The organism is Flagellimonas chongwuensis (assembly GCF_013376415.1).
Lineage (GTDB): Bacteria > Bacteroidota > Bacteroidia > Flavobacteriales > Flavobacteriaceae > Flagellimonas > Flagellimonas chongwuensis.
Map to the genome: position 1 here is coordinate 122,121 of NZ_WYET01000001.1, position 23,236 is coordinate 145,356.

The 23,236-nt window shown below is 40.4% G+C and carries 20 protein-coding genes and 1 tRNA gene; 8 read left to right on the top strand and 13 right to left on the bottom strand.

Annotation, left to right across the window (positions count from 1 at the left end):
- The first annotated feature begins 17 nt into the window (after positions 1 to 17).
- From GUA46_RS00500 to GUA46_RS00530, 7 genes are all read left to right on the top strand, one after another.
- Entirely contained in the window at positions 18 to 254 is a 237-nt protein-coding gene (locus GUA46_RS00500) for a hypothetical protein (RefSeq protein ID WP_176618791.1), read from the top strand.
- 69 nt (positions 255 to 323) lie between these two features.
- Positions 324 to 1,256: a DUF4412 domain-containing protein gene (locus tag GUA46_RS00505; RefSeq protein ID WP_176618860.1), complete on the top strand. Its 933-nt coding sequence runs from the start codon at positions 324 to 326 to the stop codon at positions 1,254 to 1,256.
- Between the two features lie 28 nt (positions 1,257 to 1,284).
- Positions 1,285 to 2,073: a hypothetical protein gene (locus GUA46_RS00510; RefSeq protein WP_176618861.1), complete on the top strand. Its 789-nt coding sequence runs from the start codon at positions 1,285 to 1,287 to the stop codon at positions 2,071 to 2,073.
- Positions 2,074 to 2,195: 122 nt separating this feature from the next.
- Positions 2,196 to 2,759, top strand: coding sequence for a hypothetical protein (locus tag GUA46_RS00515; protein ID WP_176618862.1), 564 nt, complete (start codon positions 2,196 to 2,198; stop codon positions 2,757 to 2,759).
- 21 nt (positions 2,760 to 2,780) lie between these two features.
- Positions 2,781 to 3,320, top strand: a complete 540-nt coding sequence (locus GUA46_RS00520) for a hypothetical protein (protein ID WP_176618863.1) — start codon at positions 2,781 to 2,783, stop codon at positions 3,318 to 3,320.
- Between the two features lie 21 nt (positions 3,321 to 3,341).
- The gene (locus GUA46_RS00525) at positions 3,342 to 3,926 is read left to right on the top strand and encodes a hypothetical protein (RefSeq protein ID WP_176618864.1); all 585 of its coding nucleotides are present in this window, start codon (positions 3,342 to 3,344) and stop codon (positions 3,924 to 3,926) included.
- Positions 3,927 to 3,987: 61 nt separating this feature from the next.
- Positions 3,988 to 7,035: a hypothetical protein gene (locus GUA46_RS00530; RefSeq protein WP_176618865.1), complete on the top strand. Its 3,048-nt coding sequence runs from the start codon at positions 3,988 to 3,990 to the stop codon at positions 7,033 to 7,035.
- 451 nt (positions 7,036 to 7,486) lie between these two features.
- Here GUA46_RS00530 and GUA46_RS00535 read toward each other — a convergent pair whose 3' ends face one another.
- The 4 genes from GUA46_RS00535 to GUA46_RS00550 all read right to left on the bottom strand — a co-directional run bounded on the left by GUA46_RS00535 (position 7,487) and on the right by GUA46_RS00550 (position 12,667).
- Positions 7,487 to 8,143 (bottom strand): response regulator, encoded by a 657-nt coding sequence (locus tag GUA46_RS00535; RefSeq protein WP_136564776.1) that lies wholly within the window; start codon positions 8,141 to 8,143, stop codon positions 7,487 to 7,489.
- A 29-nt stretch (positions 8,144 to 8,172) separates the two neighbouring features.
- The gene (locus GUA46_RS00540) at positions 8,173 to 10,131 is read right to left on the bottom strand and encodes a tetratricopeptide repeat-containing sensor histidine kinase (protein WP_176618866.1); all 1,959 of its coding nucleotides are present in this window, start codon (positions 10,129 to 10,131) and stop codon (positions 8,173 to 8,175) included.
- A 69-nt stretch (positions 10,132 to 10,200) separates the two neighbouring features.
- Complete coding sequence (locus GUA46_RS00545; protein WP_176618867.1) at positions 10,201 to 11,211, bottom strand: hypothetical protein; 1,011 nt, start codon at positions 11,209 to 11,211, stop codon at positions 10,201 to 10,203.
- A 445-nt stretch (positions 11,212 to 11,656) separates the two neighbouring features.
- Positions 11,657 to 12,667 (bottom strand): hypothetical protein, encoded by a 1,011-nt coding sequence (locus GUA46_RS00550; RefSeq protein WP_176618868.1) that lies wholly within the window; start codon positions 12,665 to 12,667, stop codon positions 11,657 to 11,659.
- Positions 12,668 to 12,790: 123 nt separating this feature from the next.
- Here GUA46_RS00550 and GUA46_RS00555 point away from each other — a divergent pair, with 123 nt between their 5' ends.
- A complete protein-coding gene (locus tag GUA46_RS00555; protein ID WP_176618869.1) occupies positions 12,791 to 14,452 on the top strand; it encodes an MORN repeat-containing protein in 1,662 nt (553 codons plus the stop codon).
- A 657-nt stretch (positions 14,453 to 15,109) separates the two neighbouring features.
- On the opposite strand, the gene GUA46_RS00560 is transcribed toward GUA46_RS00555, so the two are convergent.
- From GUA46_RS00560 to GUA46_RS00600, 9 genes are all read right to left on the bottom strand, one after another.
- Positions 15,110 to 16,378, bottom strand: a complete 1,269-nt coding sequence (locus GUA46_RS00560) for a site-specific integrase (protein ID WP_176618870.1) — start codon at positions 16,376 to 16,378, stop codon at positions 15,110 to 15,112.
- A gap of 231 nt (positions 16,379 to 16,609) precedes the next feature.
- Positions 16,610 to 16,681: transfer RNA gene (locus tag GUA46_RS00565), tRNA-Arg, on the bottom strand.
- Between the two features lie 91 nt (positions 16,682 to 16,772).
- The gene (locus tag GUA46_RS00570) at positions 16,773 to 17,177 is read right to left on the bottom strand and encodes a response regulator (RefSeq protein ID WP_108245383.1); all 405 of its coding nucleotides are present in this window, start codon (positions 17,175 to 17,177) and stop codon (positions 16,773 to 16,775) included.
- 102 nt (positions 17,178 to 17,279) lie between these two features.
- On the bottom strand, positions 17,280 to 17,693 hold the full coding sequence (locus tag GUA46_RS00575) for a YeeE/YedE family protein (RefSeq protein WP_176618871.1): 414 nt from the start codon (positions 17,691 to 17,693) through the stop codon (positions 17,280 to 17,282).
- A 2-nt stretch (positions 17,694 to 17,695) separates the two neighbouring features.
- Positions 17,696 to 18,247, bottom strand: coding sequence for a YeeE/YedE family protein (locus tag GUA46_RS00580; RefSeq protein WP_176618872.1), 552 nt, complete (start codon positions 18,245 to 18,247; stop codon positions 17,696 to 17,698).
- Between the two features lie 60 nt (positions 18,248 to 18,307).
- The gene (locus GUA46_RS00585) at positions 18,308 to 18,511 is read right to left on the bottom strand and encodes a YgaP family membrane protein (protein WP_176618873.1); all 204 of its coding nucleotides are present in this window, start codon (positions 18,509 to 18,511) and stop codon (positions 18,308 to 18,310) included.
- A 9-nt stretch (positions 18,512 to 18,520) separates the two neighbouring features.
- Positions 18,521 to 18,826, bottom strand: a complete 306-nt coding sequence (locus GUA46_RS00590) for a hypothetical protein (RefSeq protein ID WP_108245387.1) — start codon at positions 18,824 to 18,826, stop codon at positions 18,521 to 18,523.
- A gap of 104 nt (positions 18,827 to 18,930) precedes the next feature.
- On the bottom strand, positions 18,931 to 22,125 hold the full coding sequence (locus GUA46_RS00595) for an efflux RND transporter permease subunit (RefSeq protein ID WP_176618874.1): 3,195 nt from the start codon (positions 22,123 to 22,125) through the stop codon (positions 18,931 to 18,933).
- A gap of 16 nt (positions 22,126 to 22,141) precedes the next feature.
- Positions 22,142 to 23,233, bottom strand: a complete 1,092-nt coding sequence (locus tag GUA46_RS00600) for an efflux RND transporter periplasmic adaptor subunit (RefSeq protein WP_176618875.1) — start codon at positions 23,231 to 23,233, stop codon at positions 22,142 to 22,144.
- Positions 23,234 to 23,236 lie beyond the last annotated feature (3 nt).

Here is a 23,236-nt window from a genome sequence, read left to right on the forward strand (position 1 = left end):
AAACATATCTTCCATCATTGGAAACATATCTTCCATCCACTCTTTCCCCTCCAAGATACCTTTATCATAAGTTTCAACTAGCAGGTTTTACACCTCTTCCGAACAGTATGAAAAAAGGTACGGGACACGATAAAATATATATGAGTATCGACCACTTAAAAAGCGGGAAATACCAGTTGAACATTTTATTGGAAAACAAGGTGGTCCAAACTTTGGAAATCAAGAAGGAAGAAACCAAGAGATTAAAAAAATAACGAGAAAGGCAAATACTCCCCCTACCCTTTTTCATTATCTCAATTAAACATAAACAAAACACAATCGTCATGAAAAGAAAAGTAGTTATTATGCTTATGTGCTTTCTAGCCATATCATACTCCGCAGAAGCCCAATTTTTGAAAAAATTAAAGAAAAAAGCAGAAAACGCCGTTGAACGGACCATCTTGAACCGTACGGACGAAGAAGTGTCAAAAGGAACCGATAATGCCATAGATTCCATAACCAAGGGAGGTAAAGGAAAAAAGAAGAAAAAGAGTGACCCAAAGAATATCGGGGAAACCGAAAAGAACCTTGACTCCACAAAACAACAGAACCAGGCCAAGGAAGCTGCCATGCAGAAAAAGATGGCAGGTCTGTTCGGGGGTAGCAATCTAAAAGGGGTTCCTGATGTTTATGAATTCTCATATAGGGCCACCATGAAGATTACCACCCAAAAAGATGAGAGCTATATACACTATTGGATGGAACCGGGCCAACGCTATTTTGGCAATAGGTACAACGATGGCAAAACAAACAGCATCACTGTTATGGACATGGAAAACCAAGCCATGGTGATGTTTACTGACGATGGTGCGCAAAAAATGGCCATGAAGATGCCCGCTGGAAAAAAAACCATTGAAAAGTTGACCAAAAAAATGGAAGAAAAGGGCAATAATTCAAAGGAAGCTATCAAAGTCGTCCCCATTGCGGGCAAGACCATTCTGGGCTACCATTGCGAAGGTTATCAAATTACAAGCAAAGATGGCATTTCAAAAGTGTGGGTCACCAATGAGGCCCCTGTGGGATACTTGGGCGGCATAGCCAACACCGAAGGCCTACCGAGCAGTGTATTGCCCATTGGCGAGAACACCATGTTCATGGAAATGCAGTTTGAGTCTGCCAAGAAGAAAAAGGACAACTTCAGTATGGTATGTACCGAACTGAAAGAAGAAAGCATGTCCATTGTAAAAGCGGAATATTCCACAATGGGTGGGTTTTAATAGATGTTGAACAACTAAAATGTAACACATGAAAAAAATATTGGGATACACCGTGATTTTCTTGCTTATCGGCACTGGAATGCAGGCACAGGATTTTGACCTTGGGGACATTATGGGCGAAGCGCAGGATTTTTTTGGAGAAGCACAGGATGACGCCGAAAAAGCCGCCGCAGATACTGACGCTACCCGAAAATTTAAAGAAGCTTTTCAAAATTCTTTTACTGAATATGTTAATTATATTAATGACCTTGATGATTACCTGCCAGAGACAAAATGTCTTTACATAATGCTGAAATATAAATCAGAATTTGATGCATTGACAGGTGAAATTCAATCAACCAGTGATTGTAGGAAAAAGTATGATTTATATGGAATGAAGCTCATGATGATGATGAGTTCAACAACTATAATGTATTGTACTGAAGATTTATGGAACTTAATCTCAAGTTTTGATTGGGAGACTCAGGATAAACCTTCTGCCCTAGTAGATTTGGATACTGAACTTTTTGAGATAGTTAAAAAATATGATGACTATCTAGCTTTATTAAATAGAGAAGGAGGTGTAGAAGATGATGAACTTTTCCCTGCCTATGCAGATTTAACGGATTCCGATCTGGATATAACAATAATAGAGGAGTTCTATGAAGAAACTCTTAAGGATAATAAAGAAGAATATCAGAATAAAGATGGAAAAGGTTCTTTTGCGCTCCCAATAGGAATAATACTTAATAAGTATTTCGAACCCGGCAACCTCCTTAAAAACACCCTAGAAATCAGCAAGGAAATGGATGCACTCAAACCCTGCACAGGGTATTGACAACCAACCCCACTCCTGAAGCTAAGTTAGCATTATAGCTAGAGACCTGAGAGGTTCCCACATAAAGAATGGTAATTAATCCTCTAAGAATTGAATTTGGAACAACTTAAATAAATGAAATCATGAAAATAAAAGCAATTATCCCAGCGATTGTATGTATGAGTATCTTCACACTCACTCAGGCACAATCTAAGTCGGCACCACTTAAAAATGGCAAAAAAATCATTGTGGCCATTGATAATGATATGAAAACGGTTTTGGACATACTTCCGTTAGAAGCCTTGGCGGACAAAGTCACAGCAGCCAAAAAATACCCGGGCAGCACTTTTTTTGCTGGCATGCTTTATGGAGAATCCAGTCGTTCGGTACGGCCACATGAATATTCGGATATTAAAAAAAGGCAATTTGCCAGCAACAGCTCCATAACAGATTCCCGCTCAGTACGGCCACATGAGTATTCGGATATTGAAAAAAGGACATTCCTATCCATAAAAAGCACCAAAAACTTTTCCGTGGTACCTCAAAAAGATGCCATACTGGCCTTTGATCTGTCACAAACCTATAGCCCGGGAAGTAAGTTTTTATTTAGGGATTATGTGGTAGAAAAACCCGATTATGTCTCTGGGGACACTTTCCTTGTAATGTTCGACGAAAAGAAAGAAATGGTCGTATTAAAATCAAAGTAGCACAATATTAAAACTTAAATGATGCATTTTAGAAAATCATATTTCCACAATTATCTTTTTTCCATTTTCGTAGGCGTAATCCTATTGGTTTCATGTAAAAATGGGCAAAAAAAAGAAGTTGCAGCCTCCACTGGCGAACTTACGGGCAACATTGCAGTGGAAGTCAGCATGGAAAACCAAGTGTTCCATATTGAGCAAGAAAACCTGCTACCTGTAAAACAAACCTTCACAAAGGACAGTATTTTACTTTTGTTCAGGGCGGATGAAAACCCTTTTCAGCTCAACCTAAACCTTACACATACCAATATTCTGGATGACCAAAGTGTAGAATACAGCATCCCAGATGTGAATGCGGGGAAAATAAAAGTGGATCTCAACTTCTTCAATGCCGATAGGGATGTAAAAAGAACCAACAAACGCATTGTATTCAAAAAAGGTACCATCAAAATTAAAAAATTAACGGAAAATAATCTGGAAATGACCTTCACGGGCGAAGGCAGTGGAATGACAGAGCGTGGCGGTGATTTTCCAATTTCGGGCAAAATAAATGTCTCCTATTAAAACAAAACCCATTGCAATCAAATGAAAACAGCATTAAAAATACTTGGACTAGTGGCACTGATAGTCTCGTGCAATTCGCAGAACAAAAAAGATGATTCTGTTGATCAAACCGTAAAAATGGGCAAAACAGTACAAGATTTGGCCAAACAGTCACAAGACCTGAAAAAAATAGCGCCTGTTTCCGAGGAGACGCTCAACAGTTGGTTTCCAGAAACCCTTCAGGGCATGGAACTCCAGAAAATAGTCAAAGGTACGTTGACGGGCTATGGAATTAGTGGTGCCACGGCCACATATGAAGGTTCCGATAAAAACAGTTTAGTAGTGAACATAAACGATGGTGCCGGGGAAAAGGGTATGATGCTAACCTCCCAGTACATTACCTTCAAAAACTTGAATACTGATGTGGAAACCGAAACTAAATCGGAAAAAATTCTGAACAACAACACCATGTTGGGCGTGGAAACTATTTATAAAACTGAAAAGAAGGTTTTGATCAACTTCCTGTACAAAGACCGATTCGCAGTAAACATGCAAGCGGACAATATTGAAAAACAAGTTGTTTGGGATGCTTTTAAAGAACTTGAAGTAGATAGGCTATTTAAATAAAGTCCCAAACATACCATTACTAAAAGGGGATACCCAGAAGTTTCAATCTTGAAAACCAAATATGGAATCGAAATTTAACAGAAGAGAATTTATCGAATTGGTCGGAGCTGGTTCAGCAGGGCTCTCTTTTTCACCATTGTTACTTTCGGGATGTGAAAGCAACGACCCAGCTGTTCCATTCGGTGTTTGGAAAGAAATGATTGCAGCGTTGGAGCAAAGCCCAGACCATCTTCCCGGCAGAAAGAAGGCATTGGTTGCGGCCAAAGATCCCAAAGCCATGATTGAATTTGTACGCGATAGCCTGCAAATGATCCCTGAAATCGGGCAGTTTCTTCACCAAGCAAACCGTTTGTCCATTTATGGAACCGATGTTGCCTTACGATGCGGATTGGCCACACCCCGTGAAAAAGCTGAAATATTGAAGGATATGCTGGTCGAGGCCGGTTTTGAGGCAAAAGTGGTCTTGGAGCAAACTGAAATTACCGAAGAGAAAGTAAAGAATATCGTATTTCGTGACAACCAAGCAGCATTTGCACCTCCCATCAGCAAAAAACAACTCAAAAAATGGAAGAGATTGCTAGGGGCAAACGATACCAATGGAAAAGTCCAACAATTATTGGAACTCGATGAAAAATGCACAAACTTGGCAGATAAGCTTGTATCACAGCTGACTGAAAAACAATATTCGGCCATCAAGCCCAATTCCTTCCGCTTTCACCAAAACGAAGTCCCCTCCGTGGTATATCTTCAGGATGGAGTAGAACATTACGCCCATGTTTTTGATTCGCAAGTGCCAGTGGGTCAATTACATCCAACTAATCAAGACCATAAGTTCAAGGATGCCCCGAAAATTTCCCAGGTACGCGAAGAGGATATCAACATTTCGCTGACGTATAGAACGGCCATTGATTATTGGGAAGAAAAGGAGCTCCTTTCCGGGACATGGAAACTGAGCGATTTAATCGGCAGTACAATGCAGATACAGTTCTTAAAGAATATGGATTTCACCCAACAGGCCACAAAGTCCATTTCCGATATCAGCACATTCACGCCCTGTTATGCCTATCAGAAATTTGATAAGGACCTGTCCTTTATGGAAGAACGCTCACTTGTGGGCGAACCCATTACTTTGGAAGGTAAGGAAATCCTTAAAAACGTGGTAGTCAAAGAAGAGAGTGGAAAGCTTGGAGATGTTTCACAAGTAGAGACTTTTGAAGTAAAGGCCACAGCAATGGCTTTTCCTAAAGTGAAATTGGAACTATACCCAAAGGATGGGTCGGGAACCATTGTTGAAGGATTGTCCGCTGCCAATTTTAAGATAACCGATAATGGTAAAGCCGTTACCGGGTGGTTGGAACAAAATGTGTTTTCCCCAAAGATCATGCTGCTCTACGATACTTCATTGAGTATGCCAACAGCATATCGGGGAGACGGTGCAAAAGAATTTGCAGCATCGCTCGAGAAAATGGTAAAGGAAATGTACCCCTACGCCAGTGTCAGGAGCAAGGCAACCACTTCCAATGTGTATACGTCGCTTTTAAAGGCCAAGCAAAGTAGTTCTGACTTGATATTGTACGCTACCGATGGCCACAATGACGATCAATTCCAAGCCGAATACAAAGATGTATACGAAACGGGGCCACCAGCCATTTTGTTGAATGTCTTTAATGTTGATACCTTCTATAAACACTTGCGGAAAAATTTTGAGTTCAAGGAAATTCCTGCTGATGATCAAGAAAAAACAAAAGAGGAGATTCAAAACATCATTTCACAGATGTCTTTTCCCCCTTATGTACTTACCTACCATTCTTTTGAGGAAGAAAAGGAACACCGCATAAATGTGTCCATTAAAGAAAAAGAGCTTTCGGATGAAACAACAATTGCATTTCCCAAACCAAACAATCTTTATTTAGGTGAACGGATCATAGGATTATATGTTGAAATTAGTTGGAGGAGCAATAAAATAAAACGTACTCTGGCCGGTTGGGACAATTACCTGGACAGGGACCGATTCACACCCAGCCGAAAATATATTGACGATGTACACGAAATGATGCTGGGCGGTGCCATGCTTGCCTTTGAACGGGAAGCACCCACCTTGTCCGTGAGGCTCACCGAATACTTGAAATCTTTAGTCAGTAATGAAGAGTGGTTCATGGCTCAACAAGGGAATGATACCAAAAAAGCAGTGGAAGCACTGGAAAAGGGTACATTTGGGTACCCACCGTTGTTGCTTACCATGATGCAACCATTGAATCAGCACGTCACGGAGAAATCCATTACCTATCCCACCCAATTCCGTTCCTGTTTGTTAAGAATGAAGCCCGGCTATTATGAGGACAGAACAAAGGTCCTGTTCGATTATCTGCCCACTGCAAAATATGCCAGCATAACCCGGTCGGGGACCAAAAGGGGCAATCTCTACGAAACGGTCAAGAAGACAGCCCAGTTTGCCTTTTTGGAAGAAGCCGTATTTGAGGACAATGCCGTAAAACAATTACAAGGACATGATTTGGTGTGTTTGCACAATATCCGAAATGAACCAGAATACGGGTATAACATATTGAAAAATAAGCACAACGTTTTCCATAACCGGATTTTTAGGGAGAACCAATTGTCTTTTTTTGATAGGGATATGAATGTTCCATCCTACTATGAAGTAGATCGAAACACAGGGGAACTTCGGGGAATATTGCCAGATGGAAGCGGCGGCGGAAGCTCCTCGACAGCGGAACAATTATTAGCCCTGAAAAATGTGATGGATGAATATAAAAAAGTGGTGGCGGGAATTCAGCTCATGATGATGATTCCGGGAGCTGCAACATCGGCGGCCCCTATCGTGGCATTGTACAGCATGACCTTGGTAAAACTTTATGCCTTTGCCACAGAAGCCATTATAGTGATGAATCCCGATAAACTGGAGGGGCAGGTAAGCTTGGCCTTGAAAGAATTGGCCTGTAATGTATATAAAAGTATCATTATGACTTTTATTGGAAAAATGGGAACCGGAAAGGCACAAGGAGTCATCACCGGCATGGACGGGTTGGAAAACTTAATAAACATGATGGGGGATGATGAATTTTCATTTTTGCCCTGTCCTTCGGCTTAAAATATTCATTGTTGATGTTACGGCGATTTGGTTAAAATTGGAATTTGGTGATTACTTCTTTAGGAGGAACTTTTGCAAGCTAGGTGTTGTTCCTTTGGAGCAGCAAAATCCTAATCTTTTCTTTTTTTGATGGAGTCCAGCAGGGAATTGTATTCTAATTCGCTGGTGGCCAGATTGTGTGTCACATTACGCACTTCCATATTTTGAAGAACTGTTTGCACCAATACAAGTTGACTTGAAGCCTATCTGGAAAGAGAAATGCTTTATTGAATCATTAAGAAGTCAAAAAGTAGCCCCGGCAAGAATCGAACTTTTCTCTCGGACCCCTTGTTTTATTAGGGTTTTCGATTTTTGATTTCAAAATGTTGACGATTTGTGAACTTTTGTGATTGATTTGTCTTTCGTCATTTCAAATATACTTAAAGCAATATAAATTACACTTTTTGAAGTACTATATTAAACTTTGTCTTCTTGCCTTTTGCACGGCCTCTAACTTGTTGTGGACCTGAAGCTTCTTATAAATATTCTCGATATGTTTTCTAACCGTACTTGGTGAGAGAAAGAGATTTTTGGCAATCAGGGTATAGCTTAACCCCTCGGCCAGTTGCTCCAGCACCTCCTTTTCGCGGTCGCTGAGCAAAATTTCTTCCTCTTGCACGGACAGTGATTCCTGTCTTTCGGGATAGCGTAATAATTTTAGGGTCTTTACCGCTATCGAAGGGCTCATGGCCGCACCCCCGCCAATGGTCTCAACAATGGCATTGTGCAACTTTGGCCCTTCAATCTCTTTGAGCAAATAACCATCGGCACCGGCCTGGATGGCATTGAAGATATTTTCATCATTGTCAAAAACGGTAAGCATGAGCACTTTAATGTGGGGATATTTCTGTTTTATGATACGAACAGTTTCTATCCCATCCAAAATGGGCATTTCTATATCCATTAACACCAAATCCAGATTATGGCTTTTTTCCAGTTTAGCAAGCAGCTCGCTACCATTAAAAACCATGTACTTGATGTCCAATTCCTCAAAATCGACCAATTTTTCTTTGATGGCCCTAGCTAAGAACGTATTGTCATCCACAATGGCCAATTTGATTTTGCTCATGGTCTTGTATTTTTTTTGTGCTGAAAGAATTATGCCTTAACCTGTAATGTTACCTTGGTGCTTTTACCGATTATACTTTCTTGTTTGAAATCAATCCCGGCTTTTTCGGCCCTGTTCTTCATAATTTGAAGTCCGTTGCCATTTGATGACTGCAATGTGTCAAACCCCTGGCCAAAGTCCTCTATTTCAATTTGTACTTTTTTATCAATATCGGTAAACCTGACTTGAATCTGTTCACTCCCGGAATGTTTTACGGCATTGTTCACGGATTCTTGAATAATTCTGAAAAGATTCATCCCTACAAAGGCATTGAGCACCTTATGATCCGGCCTCCCTTCAACCTTCATCCTAACTTTATCATCCGTGGCTTCATGAACGGTCGCGGCCAATTGCTGGGTTCTTTCTTTGATATCTTCCAAACTGATCTCATCCTTGTTCATGGCCCAAATGGTATCCCGAAGCTCGGATATGGTTACCAGTGAAAACTGTTTCATTTGGGTGAGCTTTTCCATCAAGAATACCTCTCCCTTGTCTATGCCCCTTTTAGCGGAATCGGTTATGGAGGTAAGATATGTGAGCTGCGAACCTATATTATCGTGCAGGTCGCGGGCAATCCGTAAACGTTGTTCCTTTAGGTTTTCTTGTGCCCGAGCCTCTGCCATAGCCTTCTCCAAAGCGGTTTCCCTTGCAAAATTCTTCGCCTTAACCTTTTGCTCACGAAAAATCACAAAACCGACAATAAGCAGAATGGCCAAAAGAGCTCCACTGCCCATAAGCATATTGTTCCTATTTTTTAGAGCAAGCTCGCCTTCGACCAGTTCGTTCTTTTGACGGAGTATCTCATTTTCCTTTTGTTCCGACTCGTACTTTTCCTTTAGGTTAAACATTTCCTTGGCCTTTTCTGTAAAGTATAAGCTATCTCTTGCTGCCTTATGTTTTTGGTGATAAACATAGGCCTTTTTAAAATCCGGTTTTTCTTCGTAAATCAAGGACAGGGTCTTGGAAAGTGCATCAATACCTGGAAGGTAATCTATAGAATCTGCTTCTCGATATGTGGTCAAAGCCAATTTTTCAGCACGATTCATTTTTCCCTGATTAAGATATATATTGGCCAAGTCATTTTTTAGGGAAATCAGGGCCAAACGCTCTCCCTTTTTTTCCTGAAGGGCTATGGCCTCAATATAATAAAGTTCCGCTTCATCATATTTACCAAGTGCCCAACTGGCTAAAGCCAAATTCGTCAAAGGATACGCGAGCTCTAAAATAGCTCCTACATCTTTATTGGTGTCGTACGATTTTTTGGCATATTCAATGGCCTTGTTATACTGTTTGTTTTCTAAATAGGCCACGGCCAAACTGTTATAACACATCGCCATAAAATAGTTGTTCCCGATTCTTTCGTACAAATCCAATGCTTTGAGATAATACTCCATGGTTAGACCAGGTTCTTGAATCAACTTATATCTATTCCCCAAATTCAAATAGGATCCTGCTATCCAGAGGGTATCCTTTCCTTCCGTAAAGCTTTCCAAAGCCTTAAACTGAAAATCTACCGCCTTATCAAACTCAGATAGTGCTTCGTACGTATTGGCTAAATTGGTATAGAGACTTCCCAAAACAAAATAATCTTTGGAGTTTTCCAAAATAGGTTTAGCCTTCAAATGAAAACTCAATGCTTCTTTGGGCCTGCCCTCGTCCCAAGAGAGAATCCCGTACACAATCCATATCCTGGCCCTGTAATAATCGTCATCCAAAGCTTCTGCTTCATTAAATGCCAATTTTGTATAATATCTGGCACTGTCCATATCTATGGAACGAAACTTCATTGCGATATCTTTCAAGACAAGAATCCTGTCCTCACCTTCCTTGACTTCCAAGGTATCTTTCAACGCATTGATGGCCTGTTGAATATCCTGCGCCTCAACAGTATGCAAAGACAATAGGCCGAAAAGTAAAATGGGAATCAGGGTCTTCTGAAAAATGGTCATTAGAGAAAAAAATGGTTGGTGCTTAAAACTAATCCAATTGAGTATATAATTTAAGTTTTTCCAGAAAATTTAATTCGCCTTGTCCACCAACTTTTCGATAGTGGCATCCAAAAATGATGTAATGGCTAGTTCTGCTCCTTTCTTATATGTTTCTGGATTACATTTTACGACTGAAACATTTATATCTTCCTTGTCCTCTACGCGCCAAACGTGAAACACGCCAGCATCCATTCCTCTCCTGTCCACATCTGCTCCTTGAGAAGCATCAAATTTTTGCTTTTCAAGAACCCCTTCGACCTCTACACCACGATTGGAAACCATCATACCAATATTAAACTTATTGTAACTTTTTGAATCAATCTTAAAATCGGTCTCTGCCTTTACCTGTGCATATCCGGCATGTCTGTTCAAGGCTCGTGTAGTTTCGCTCAATGCATTATCGAAAGCGAGTACGTTCAAAACCACCTTATTGAATATAAAATCAGTTTTTTGGTTGGATACTTTCATTTCGACTTGCTCTTCATAATTGGCTATTTTCAAGGGACCGGTCTTCTTATTTTCCATGGATTGCTTGTTCACAATAAATTTTTGACCGGTGGGACGCATTACAATGGCGCCAAACTCATCTCCTTTTTCCCCTCCTTGACCTGATCTTAAATCCCATCGCTTTTCACGGTTTTTTTGATAGGTACTATGGTTCCATAACTCTTCAATGGGAACTATCTCAAATCCATTGGAAGCGAGGTCTGCCTTATATTGTTCAAAGAGCTTATCGGTTAGTTGCTGCAGCTCGTCCATATTGAGCCCATCCAACACCAAGGTCAAAGATGCCTTGGCATCACCTTTTATTCCACCTCTCCACAGTTTTCCGCCTTTTTTCTTGTCCTCTAATTGAAGTGCTGTTTGGAAATTGACTTGAAAATCGGAAATAACAATTCTCTTTGGGCTCTTTCTAAAATTCAAATTAGCGGGCCCCAACATTTTGATTTTAAAATCCTTGACATTTTGGGCATTGACCTCTGGCAAGACACACATTAGGATCAATAAAAAAGAAAATACAGATAAATTGATACGTTTCATACTATTGGTTTAAAGTTTTGAACAAACCTAGTCTCCCAGTATCTTGGTTTCAATAGGGCAATTGTCGTAAAATGAAGGAAAACCGACAGTTTTCATTTTAAATATCAAAATAAAGGAAGCTTACAAACCCCATCAATATTGCAGCCATTAACAAGGCGGTATTTATTCGTATCAACTTCGGGTTCAGATTTTTGCGGACAGTACATAGATGTAGTGCAAGTGCAAGAAGGAATACGGGCAAACTCAAATAGAGGTTAAACAGATAAAACCATAACCAACTTGTAAAAAAGGACCAAGCTGAAAACGCCGATACTAGCGCCGGAACCCATTGATCAAATCCATTGACATTCTCAACGGGAAAAAGATAATGTAGAAAAGTTGCCAAGAGTACCATAGGCCCTATCATCGCAATCAATAACAACACACTGCCGAGCATAATTAGCTTTTAGAGAAGATGAATTTCTTCACCATTGGGAAGCACTAAACTTAACGGTATATTGCCATATTGGGTTTTATATAAAATTACCTTATCACGAACAGAAAGTTTATCGTACAAGACCGCACTTACCAAGAGTGACCCTGTTGTAAGTACGATCCGATTATTCTTTGAATGTCGGTTAGAGGTATGGGTAAATTTATCTTCAACTACCGCGGGCACGCCACGTTTGTATGACCTATTCTTGTTCTTATTATAATTTCGGTAAGCCACGTAGAGTCTATATCCTTGATAAAGGGGTACGGCCCATAGCGGAAAAAGAACAACTACAAAACTCCAAAATCCATTTATGATCAATAGAAATCCGATGGCTAGAAAAGGGCTGGATTTGACCAGACGATTTTTTATTTCAGCTTTCCATTTACGATTCAAAACCTCATGATTTTTTGGTGTATATCTAGCGTGGGGTACGTGCTTCTCCAAATGCTTTTCCTCTTCATCTTCTTTTGGAATACCATTGGTTTCATCAGCCCGCCGCACCACTTGAAAATCTAATGTAATTCCTGATTTGGGCGCACGGTCCAACTGCACCTCTGCACCTACCCTAGCTTTCGAGTAACAAGAGTAGTCCACTGCAAACTCATCATTATCAATATAGATATAATATGAACTTCTGGTTTTTGTCCTATTTCTATGACCATGAACAGGTCTATTACTAACAGTGGATTTGTGCAGCCTCTTATCCGTAATCTTTCCAGAAATCCGTGTTTTAACCCTTCTTTTTAAATCGATTGCTGTAGATGCAATGATATAGGCTATGACGCCAAAAAATAAAACCGAGAATGCCATCATCATATAAATGCCAAAGGAATCATTGGCAAAACTGGAATTGAACATAATAGAAAGGAACGACCAGAATATTCCAATCACGACTACCGGAAATAGCAACATGCCATATAACTGACGCCTAAGCTTGGTCTTGTCTCCATGTTCTAAGGGCAATGTTTCTAATGTGGGCATGAGTCATTTATTATGCAGAACCAAAATTAGAACCTGTACAAATCCATACAATAGGGCAATTGTCCTATTGCACTACAGGTGGGGTTTCCGGTAGTTTTGCTGGAAACCAATCCATCAAAACAGATGAATTCCAAAACCATTCTCAAAAAACTCTCCTCTACCGTACTTATAATTCTTGCACACTTTTTTTATTACAACGGGACTGCTCAAAACCTACACCTTAACAATTTTGATATAAAGGACGGACAGGTAAAAGCGATGTCCATCACCAAATATCATGCTATTGGAGCCCATTTATATAGTGAAAAGAATGAACTTCTGTTCGACTCCAATGGGTATTTGACAGAGGATAAACTTTACTTGGACAACATTTACGAAACACGTACTTCCTATAATTACTTGGCCGATAGTTCAAAAGCCATTATGAAGAAGTTCAACTCATCGGGAAAACAAGAAGGAATCGCCAAAACACTTTACATCTACAAAACACCTATTGGTATAATTTCGGATGACTTGCCAGAAACCGTAAAAAATGATGAAGGGCAATATATTGTTCTGGGTGGTTTAAAATATGGGGCCATCTTTAAATATCAAAAATATGTGATCGTTTATGAACTTGCCGAATCCAGCAATGGTAAGGCCACGGTTTTCTATACGAGCAATTATTCCTACGATGGATTAAAATTACATGAATCATATAACCAAGATGACATACGCTACTTTCGGTACAATGACCAAAACCATTTGGAGGAAGAATTGGGGATGTCCGATATATGGGAAAGCATTTTATACGATTATGTGTATGATGAATATGGCAATTGGATCAAAAGAACAAAATTCAAAGCATCTAACTATTCGGGAAGTAAGTATCAATGGAATATTGACGAAGTAAAATACAGGATCATCACATACACTAACGGCACCATTAGCGGTAACGGTACACCAACAACTCCAGAATTGGCTTATTCATCCAATCAGGGGAAATTACAAGACCTGCCAAAACTCAGCGACCCCATTTTAATGTCTAAATCAATGAAGTTTCTTCAAGATATTACCAGGCTCAGGAACGACACTAAACAAGGGAAGGCTGAAGCGACCAAAAACGAGGTCACCATAACATGTTTAAATGGTGACTGTTCCAATGGCTTTGGGAAAGCAGATTTTGGGACCTACACTATTGAAGGCTTTTTTAGCAATGGAAAGGCACATGGGCAAGGAACTTTATTTTACAAGGACAATTCAGGATACTATCAGGGAAACTTTGTTGATGGATTTAGAGATGGATTTGGCATATACACATGGATAGACAGTAAGAACTATTACATTGGACAATGGGCAAAAGGGTATCAGAATGGCTATGGCTATATTAAAAACGGAGGTGAAATATTGCAGGCAGGCAAATACGAAAAAGGAAAGTTGGTTCAGGATTTCCTTACCGATGATTACAAGAAGAAAATTGCACGGGGAAACTGTGTAGGTGACTGTCAGAATGGATTTGGGTACTACAAGTTTGACAATGGAGATAGCTATGTTGGGTTTTTTACCAATGGTAAAAGAGATCATGTAGGTGCTTATTCTTGGAAATCTGGAATGGCGCATATCGGAACAATTGTAAATGAACAGCATAACGGTTACGGTCAAGAATTCTATAGACCTAGCGGACAATATTATCTTGGTGATTTTTCACAAGGAAAACGCACTGGACTTGGCATTTTTTATAACAATGAGCATAAAATACTACAAAAAGGTATTTGGGGTGATGGACAATTGACAGATGAGTTCTAGAAAACTTGATTTTATGAAAAGCTTGCGCTACCCAAGATTCATTTAGTATTAAAAATCAAAATTTAGCGAGCGTAACGCAGTGAAGTGCTGCAAGCGTCCCAAAACTTACCCTTAACTAATACTACTGAGCGAGGTAATTTTATCCATTAATCCGATATACTCTTCTCATCATTTGAGGTAATCCAACGGTCTGTTAGCCTCAATTTTATATTGTTCCAATCTCCATTCCGTTATTTTAAGCTTTAGACTGCTTCCATAGGCCATTTTGTTTTTTCATCAAATTGTGTCAATTTTTTCGTCAAAAATTTCCAGGGCTTACAGGGCTTCCCAAAGGGTTTACTGTAGATTTAGGAAAAGTTTACTGTAGCCCCGATTTTTGTGAAGTATTACAAAATCAGGTCAATCAACTGGTTTTCAACTTGTTGAATACCCAAAAACAACCGTGATGGCGCAATCTGCGCATCACCCTCTTGCTATTCCTTTTTTCACGCAAGCGTGAAAACCGAAATACCTTTCTTTGGTGTATAGAGTAACAATAAATTCAGTGGTTTTTGTTTATTAGAAGCTGTTGAATGAATTTATCTTCCCGAACACTACAAAAACTCGATAGGAACCAAGCGCAAAAGTCTGGGTAAGATTGGGACTTGCAACACTACGTTACCCTTGGTTCGCTTTCTTCTTTAAATCTGATTCGGTTGCTACTTCTAATTTGCTTCTCAAAATCTCCATATCCTCACCAACCTTCCTTTCCAACACCTTTGCATAAATCTGGGTGGTGGTAAGTTTTCGATGTCCCAACATTTTTGAAATGGTTTCTATGGGTACACCATTGGTCAGGGTAACTGTCGTGGCGAACGTATGCCTTGCCATGTGAAATGTAAGATTCTTTTTAATTTTTGCTTCACTTGCAATCTCTTTCAAATAGGCGTTCATCTTTTGATTTGATATTCTTGGGAACAGCGTATTATTTATTACTGATCTGGAATCTTGTTTATACCGTTCAATCAAATCCATAGCTTTTTTTAAAAGTGGTATTTTAACAGGGTTATGGGTTTTCTGCCTTTTAGTGATTATCCAATATTTTTTATCCAACCCCATTATTACGTTATCTTCGGTCAGAAGCATTAAATCAGTATAGCATATACCGGTATAGCAACTGAATACAAAAAGATCTCTAACAGTTTTTAATCGCTTGGTTTGAAGCTCCAATTCTTCAATCGCTTGAAGTTCCTCGGAACCTAAATATTCTCTGTTCTTAGGGGTCAACCTTTGTTTAAACTGCCTAAACGGGTCTTTATCTATCCACTCCAGTCGATAGGCTAGAGAGACCATTTTCCTCAGTCTTTGAATATGCTTCATTACAGCATTGTTACCAATTTGCTTCTGATAGTGATTAGGTTTATGCTTGCGAAGAAAATTTTCAAAGTCAAGGATAAACTTATAATTCAGTTCATCAAGTCTGATGTCTTCCAATTTTAATTTTGTTTTCAAGAATAAAAAGATATACTTCTGGCTTGTCAGGTAGAGTCTCGAGGTATTTCCGTGGAGCTTGGGAAACATATTGGAATTATGGTAGGACACTAAGTCCTTCATGGTAAAATGTTGATTCTCCACTTCCTCATCCAGAAACCTGGCCTTTACACTCTTAGGAGTGATATGTTTACCCTCTATTCGTAATTGTTGGAATGAATGAAACAAACCAGAGTAGAACCCATCAAGATATTGGTTGATGGATTTGGCATCAATAGTAGAATTTTTTACCCGCTGCCTTTCGGAGTCCCAGTGATTGATTTGGATTCTCCGCTTTAAACTAATGTTCAGTTTTTTACCATTGACAGAAATCCTGGCATAAATAGGGGCTTTTCCATTTTTTGACCTACCGGAATAAAGCCAAAACAGGACGGAAAAAGTGAAATTTGACCTCATAGTTGTCTTCTTTTTGTTAAACGTTGACGAAGACGAAAGTCAAATCAAATCGAGTGTTCCAACTAAATTACTGAATTTTAATTACTTAAATTAAAATAGCAACTTGAAAAATGTTGACGATTTGTGAACTCTAAAAGCCGAAATCAAAGTAATTCAATTAAAATCAAAAAATATTAAATGTCTGGTTTTCATTTATTTAATGATTCTTTGAATCATTAAGAAGTCAAAAAGTAGCCCCGGCAAGAATCGAACTTGCATCTAAAGTTTAGGAAACTTCTATTCTATCCATTGAACTACGGGGCCATTCCATAAAATGGACTGCAAAAATAGGGTTTTTGATGGATTTTATGCAAACACACCTATCTATTTGCTTCAAAAAGACCGAGGGAAGTATCTAGGTTCGTCTTGCCTCTTCTTCCTTCAAAATTTTTTCCAGATAGGAACGTGACAAGGGTTTGTCCACATAACCCGAAATCATACCGTTCTTTTTGGCTATGGCACGGTCCTTTGCATTGGTAAACGCTGAAAGAACATATACACTGGGTAGCAGATGTCCTTTGAACAAGTTTCTTAGATTTTCCAGAAAATCCCATCCGTTCATACCATCCATAACTAGGTCTAAAAAGATAATATCGGGCAATTTGTTATGCTCCTCAATCGAACTCAAACAAGCTTGTATGCCTTCCTCTCCGCTAGAGCAAGTAACAATATCGAAATTTCCATGGGATTGCTGTATGCAGTACCGAGTCGCAAATTGCGACACCAAGTCATCGTCTATGATAAACGTTGTTAACTTCATGTAGGGACTATTACGTAAGTTTGGGGAGAGCAAAGCTAGAAGCAATCCATCAATGCACCATTCATTTTCGTTGTTTGGCCCGAATATACCGTCAAGACAACCTTAATGCGGTAATTTACCCCTTACAACACCATAAACGAACGCACCTAACATCGCTCCTATCAGCACAATAACTATAGGCCAATACCCAGCTCCTACCAATATATAAATGGGTCCAGGACATGCCCCGGCCAACGCCCAACCCAATCCAAAAAGGGTTCCTCCCAAGATATATCGGGTAAAGGATTTTTCCTTGTCCTCAATATGGATGGATTCGCCAAAAAAGGATTTAGTTTTTGATTTCTTGATCCACTGTACCAATACAATCCCAACAGCTAAGGCTGAACCAATTATTCCGTACATGTGGAACGAATCGAACTGGAACATTTCATAAATCCTGAACCAAGATGCTGCTTCAGATTTGTACAATACAATACCCAAGAATGTCCCTAATATGATATAAACTAGATTCTTCATGCTTAAAAAATTAAAGGGAACAATAAGTGAACCATAATCAATCCACCAATAAAAAATCCGATGACCGCAATGAGTGAAGGTCGCTGTAAATTACTCAAGCCCGAAATCGCGTGCCCAGAGGTACATCCGCCTGCATAACGCGTTCCGAAGCCCACCAAAAACCCTGCAACCAAAAGGATGATCCAGACCTTTGGGTCGGACAACGATTCCAAACTAAATAATTCCGTGGGCAAATAGGCTTTTCCTGCACTACTGAATCCCAATTCTTGAAGTTTGTTTACGGTTTTAGGTGAAATATCGACCGCTGGATTGGGTGACAACCAATGTGCGCCCAAAAATCCGCCAATTACCGAACCAAGAACCACCAAAAGGTTCCAGCGTTTGGATTTGATATCTACTTTGAAGTAATCTGTGAATTTTCCAGCGCCTCCGATAGAGCAAAAAGTCTCTAGGTTGGAGGACATACCGAAGCGTTTGCCCATTAAAATGAGCAGCGCCATAAGGATGGCAATAAGGGGCCCTGCTACATACCAGGGCCAAGGTTGGTAAAGCATTTTCGCGAGGTTTTATACAAATGTCACGAAAATGCTTTAATTATCAAATATAGGAGGGGTTTAGCAACAATCCTTTTCCCCGTCGGACACCCCAAACTTTTTCAAGATATCTTCGAGCAAACACCATTTGGTCAAGGAAGATTGCAACAAATTGGCACCGACAAATGCGGTAAACCAAAGCCAGTTTTGACTCACATATATGGCCAATATCAAACTGATCAATATAAAGGTTCCTGCTACTCCTCGCACGATTCTATTTCTCATTTTTAAATTTTAAACGGTTCTTTCAATGGGTATTTCTACTGCCCTTATAGGATTGGTAGTCTCGCTATTTTCATTGAATTGTTTTATGAGTTTGAACAATTCGGTTACTTTTTCTTCTTCAGTAAAGGAGAAGAACATATCGGATGCGGAACCACCCTTTTCACTAGGAAACCAACTGCTGGTGTACATTAATGGTGCGGCATTTTTGTATCCGTCGATATCGGAACCGCTGAAACTTTCCACACCAGCCTTTTTAAACAGTTTAAAAACCTCGCTTTTATATTCCTCAACCGTGGTGACGATAATCATTTTCATGTGCTTATTTTTATTGTTTTTCAAGGGTCACATGCAACCTTTGACGACTAAAAGAATCATTGCCCTGTATCTCAAAAGATTCTTCTAGTAGTGTCGGTTTCATGTTAGTTGTAATTTTTACGTTCAATCATATAATACACCAATGGCACCACCAAGAGCGTCAATACGGTAGACACTATGGTTCCTCCCATAAGTGATATGGCCAACCCTTGGAAGATAGGGTCAAACAAGATCACAAAAGCTCCAATAACAACGGTTCCCGCTGTCAACAAAATAGGCGTGGTTCGCACGGCACCTGCTTCAATTACGGCTTGCTTTAGGGGAACTCCCTCATTCAACCTAAGATTGATGAAGTCGATAAGCAATACCGAGTTCCGCACCATGATTCCCGCTAGGGCAATCATCCCGATAAAGGAGGTTGCGGTAAAAAATGCGCCCAACATCCAGTGACCCAACACAATTCCAATCAAGGAAAGTGGAATGGCCACCATCATCACCATTGGCGCCTTAAAGTTTTGGAACCATCCCACGATCAACATATAAATGATCACAATTACACCGAGAAATGCGATTCCCAAATCACGGAACACCTCAAGGGTTATTTGCCATTCCCCATCCCATTTCACCGTGTAGTCATCCTCATACTGGGGTTGCTCCATATAGAGCTCGTTAATGGAATAGCCTTGAGGTAGCTCCAATTGATTTAACTTATCCGTCATGCCCAAAATGGCGTACACTGGGCTTTCCAGTTCACCTGCCATATCGGACATCACATAAACCACCCGCTTTTGGTTTTTTCTATAGATGCTCTTGGCCTTTGTCCCTTCTTTTATGCTTACCAAGTCACCAACAGACACCATATTTCCTTGTTGGGATGTTATTTTTAATTGTTTGATTTGATCCAAGCTCGATCTATCCTTTTCACTAACGGATAACACGATCCCGATTTGGTCAAATGCTTCTTCGCGATAGATGTGGGAAACGGGCTGCTCACGGAAAGCCATGGCCATCACCTGAACTATTTGCTGGGGTGTTACGCCATAAAGCATAGCTTTCTCTTTGTCCACCACAAAATCAAACTCCACTTGGTCGTCCTCAACCATCCAATCCACATCAACGACATCGGTGGTATTGTTCAAGATGCCTTTTACATCATTAGCCAATGCAATCTGCTTGTCGTAATCGGGTCCGTACACCTCAGCAACAATGGTGGAAAGTACAGGAGGCCCTGGTGGTACCTCAACTATTTTGATGTTCGCATTGTACTTTTTACCCAATTCTTGGATTTTAGGTCGCAACACCTTGGCGATATCGTGACTTTGCTCACTTCGGTCTTGCTTGTCGGTAAGGTTTACTTGAATGTCGGCCATATTGCTTCCTCCACGTAGGTCATAGTGTCTCACCAATCCATTAAATGTGATTGGTGCTGATGTTCCCACATAGGTTTGATAGTTCACCACTTCTGGTCTTGTGGACAAATACGCCCCAACTTCTTTGGCAACTGCTGAAGTACGTTCCAGAGTAGATCCCTCAGGGAGGTCAATCACCACTTGGAACTCGTTCTTATTATCAAAAGGAAGCATTTTTACGGCTACCGATTTGGTAAAGAACATCCCCACAGAAGCAAATAACAATACCACTGTTATGCCAATAAAAACCCATCGCTTCTTTCTACTTTCAATCAGTGGTTTTTCGAAACGCTCGTAGGCTTTATAAATAAAGGTGTCTTGAATTTCGACCGCCTCTTTTTCTTTTCTATTCTTTTTATCCTTTTCTTTCAAGAAGATGAATCCCAAATAAGGGGTAATGGTCAACGCCACAAATAAGGACAACAACATTGCAATGGATGCCCCGATGGGCATTGGAGACATATAAGGCCCCATTAAACCAGATACAAATGCCATGGGCAATACGGATGCGATTACCGTAAAGGTGGCCAAGATGGTCGGGTTACCTACCTCGTTGATGGCATAGATGGCAGCATCTTTGAAGGGCAACCGCTTCATTTTAAAGTGTCGGTGCATATTCTCGGCAATAATGATGGAGTCGTCCACCACAATACCGGTTACAAAAACCAATGCAAACAAGGTGATTCGGTTCAGGGTGTAATCGAGCATGTAATAACTCAATAAGGTCAAAGCGAAAGTGATCGGTACGGAAAGGAATACGACCAATCCACCTCTCCAACCCATGGCCAACATCACCACAAAGGTTACGGCTATGATCGCCCCAATCAAGTGCATCAACAATTCGGACACCTTTTGTGAAGCAGTTTCACCATAGTTACGGGTTACCTCAACCTTAACTTCGTCTGGAATCAAAGTTGTTTTTAAATGGTCCACTTTTTCCAACACCACATCGGCAATCTTCATGGCATCGGCTCCCTTTCTTTTGGCAATGGAAATGGTTACCGCTGGATATTCGGACCTAAAGGTTTCTGATTTCTCGCTTGCAGCTCCAAATCCAAGGGAAACATAGTTTTTTGGCAATTCTGGACCATCCAAAACGGTTGCTACCTGTTTGAGATAAATAGGTTGATTTTGTTTGGTGCCCACGATCAGGTTTTCCAGATCTTCTTTACTTTCCAAAAAGTTACCTGTGCTGATATGGAACTCAGTATCGTTGGAAAGGAAATTCCCAGCATCCATTTGTTGGTTGTTAACCTGAATCATTTGGGCCACGGCCAACATATCGATGCCAGATTCGGCCATTTTATCCTTGTCCACCACAACGCGAAGCTGACGGTTTCTTCCACCAATCTTTTTGGTAATGGAAACCCCGTTTACTTTTTCAACCTCATTGATCAATTCCCCAGAAATCTCCCGTAGCTGAAAATCATCATACTCATCGCTCCAAAGTGTTAAGGCGAGCATTGGAACGTCATCAATCGCACGGGTTTTTACCAAGGGCATGGTAACCCCGTTTGGCATTTGATCCATGTGCTTGTTGATCTCGTCGTACAAACGCACCAATGATCTTTCGATATCCTCTCCTACGTAGAACTGTACAATGGCCATCCCCTGCTCTTGCATGGAAGTGGTGTACACATATTCTACGCCTTTTATATTCGATATGATTTTTTCAAGTGGTTTTGTAATCCTGGATTCCACCTCTGTTGGGCTGGCTCCAGGGTATCCGACAAAAATATCCGCCATGGGCACATCAATCTGTGGCTCCTCTTCCCTTGGAATTAGGAATGAACTGTACACCCCAATGACCATGAACACGATCATTAAGAGCACCGTTAGTTTGGAGCTGATAAACCCTTTGGCTATTTTTCCTGCTAGTCCGTCTTTCATTGTTAGCTTTTTAGGGTTATTGAATGCTTACTTTAGCTCCATTGTACAGCTTTCCTTCGGCTGATACGATGTATTGATCTCCTTTGGACAATCCAGATAATACTTCTACTTCATCACCATAATTCTCGCCCAAACGCAACCAACGCAGCAAAGCCACATTGTCTTGTCCTAGCGTATAAACTCCTGTCAATTGCCCTTTGTGCACCAAGGCTGTGGACGGAACAGTCACAACTGTTTTTCCATTGCTCTCATTTTCCGTCTCTAGCCTAACGGTTGCATACATACCTGACAAAATCTTGGCATCTGTTTCATCCAAGCTTACTTTCATTACATATTGGCCACCTGTATTTTGAGCCGAAGCACTCAATTCGGAAACCTTACCTGTGATTGTGGTATCCAATGCTTTCACCAAAACTTGGGCTGTTGTTCCTACTTTAATGGCAGAAATATTGTTTTCGGCTACTTTGGCCTCTACCTCAAATCCTGTTCCTAGTGATTCCACGGAAACCAAGGGCACACCAGGATTGGCCATATCGCCGGCATCGATATAGGTGTTGGTCACCACACCACTGAATGGTGCTCTGATATCGGCATAAGCGAATTGGGAATTCACTTCGTTTTTCATTTGATTTGCTGCCTCCAATCTGGCTTTGGCCATTTCGTAACGAGCAGTCATATCATCCAGTTCCTTTTGAGAAGCACTGCTTTCTTCAAATAGGTTTTGAAATCTTTCGTAGTCCTTTTTAGCATTGTTGAATGCCACTGTAGCCTCTGTAATGGACGCTTCCACCTGTGCTTTTTTAGCTCTTAAATCTCCATTGTTGATGGAAATAAGCAGGTCTCCCTTGTTTACTTTCTGACCTATTTTTACAGGTAAGGACTCCACATAGCCCATCATTCGGGTACTCAAGGTAGCGCTGTTCACAGCTTTGATTTGACCACTTCCTGCCAAAATGGTCGAGCTATCGCCCAAGTCCACATCGGCAACAGTTACTGGCACCGCGGCAGAAGTATCAACAGTCCTTTTTTCGTCACTTCCACATCCCATTAAGGTCAGCATCAAGGACACGGTTAAAATGATGCTTTTATATATCGTAGTGTTTTTCATGTT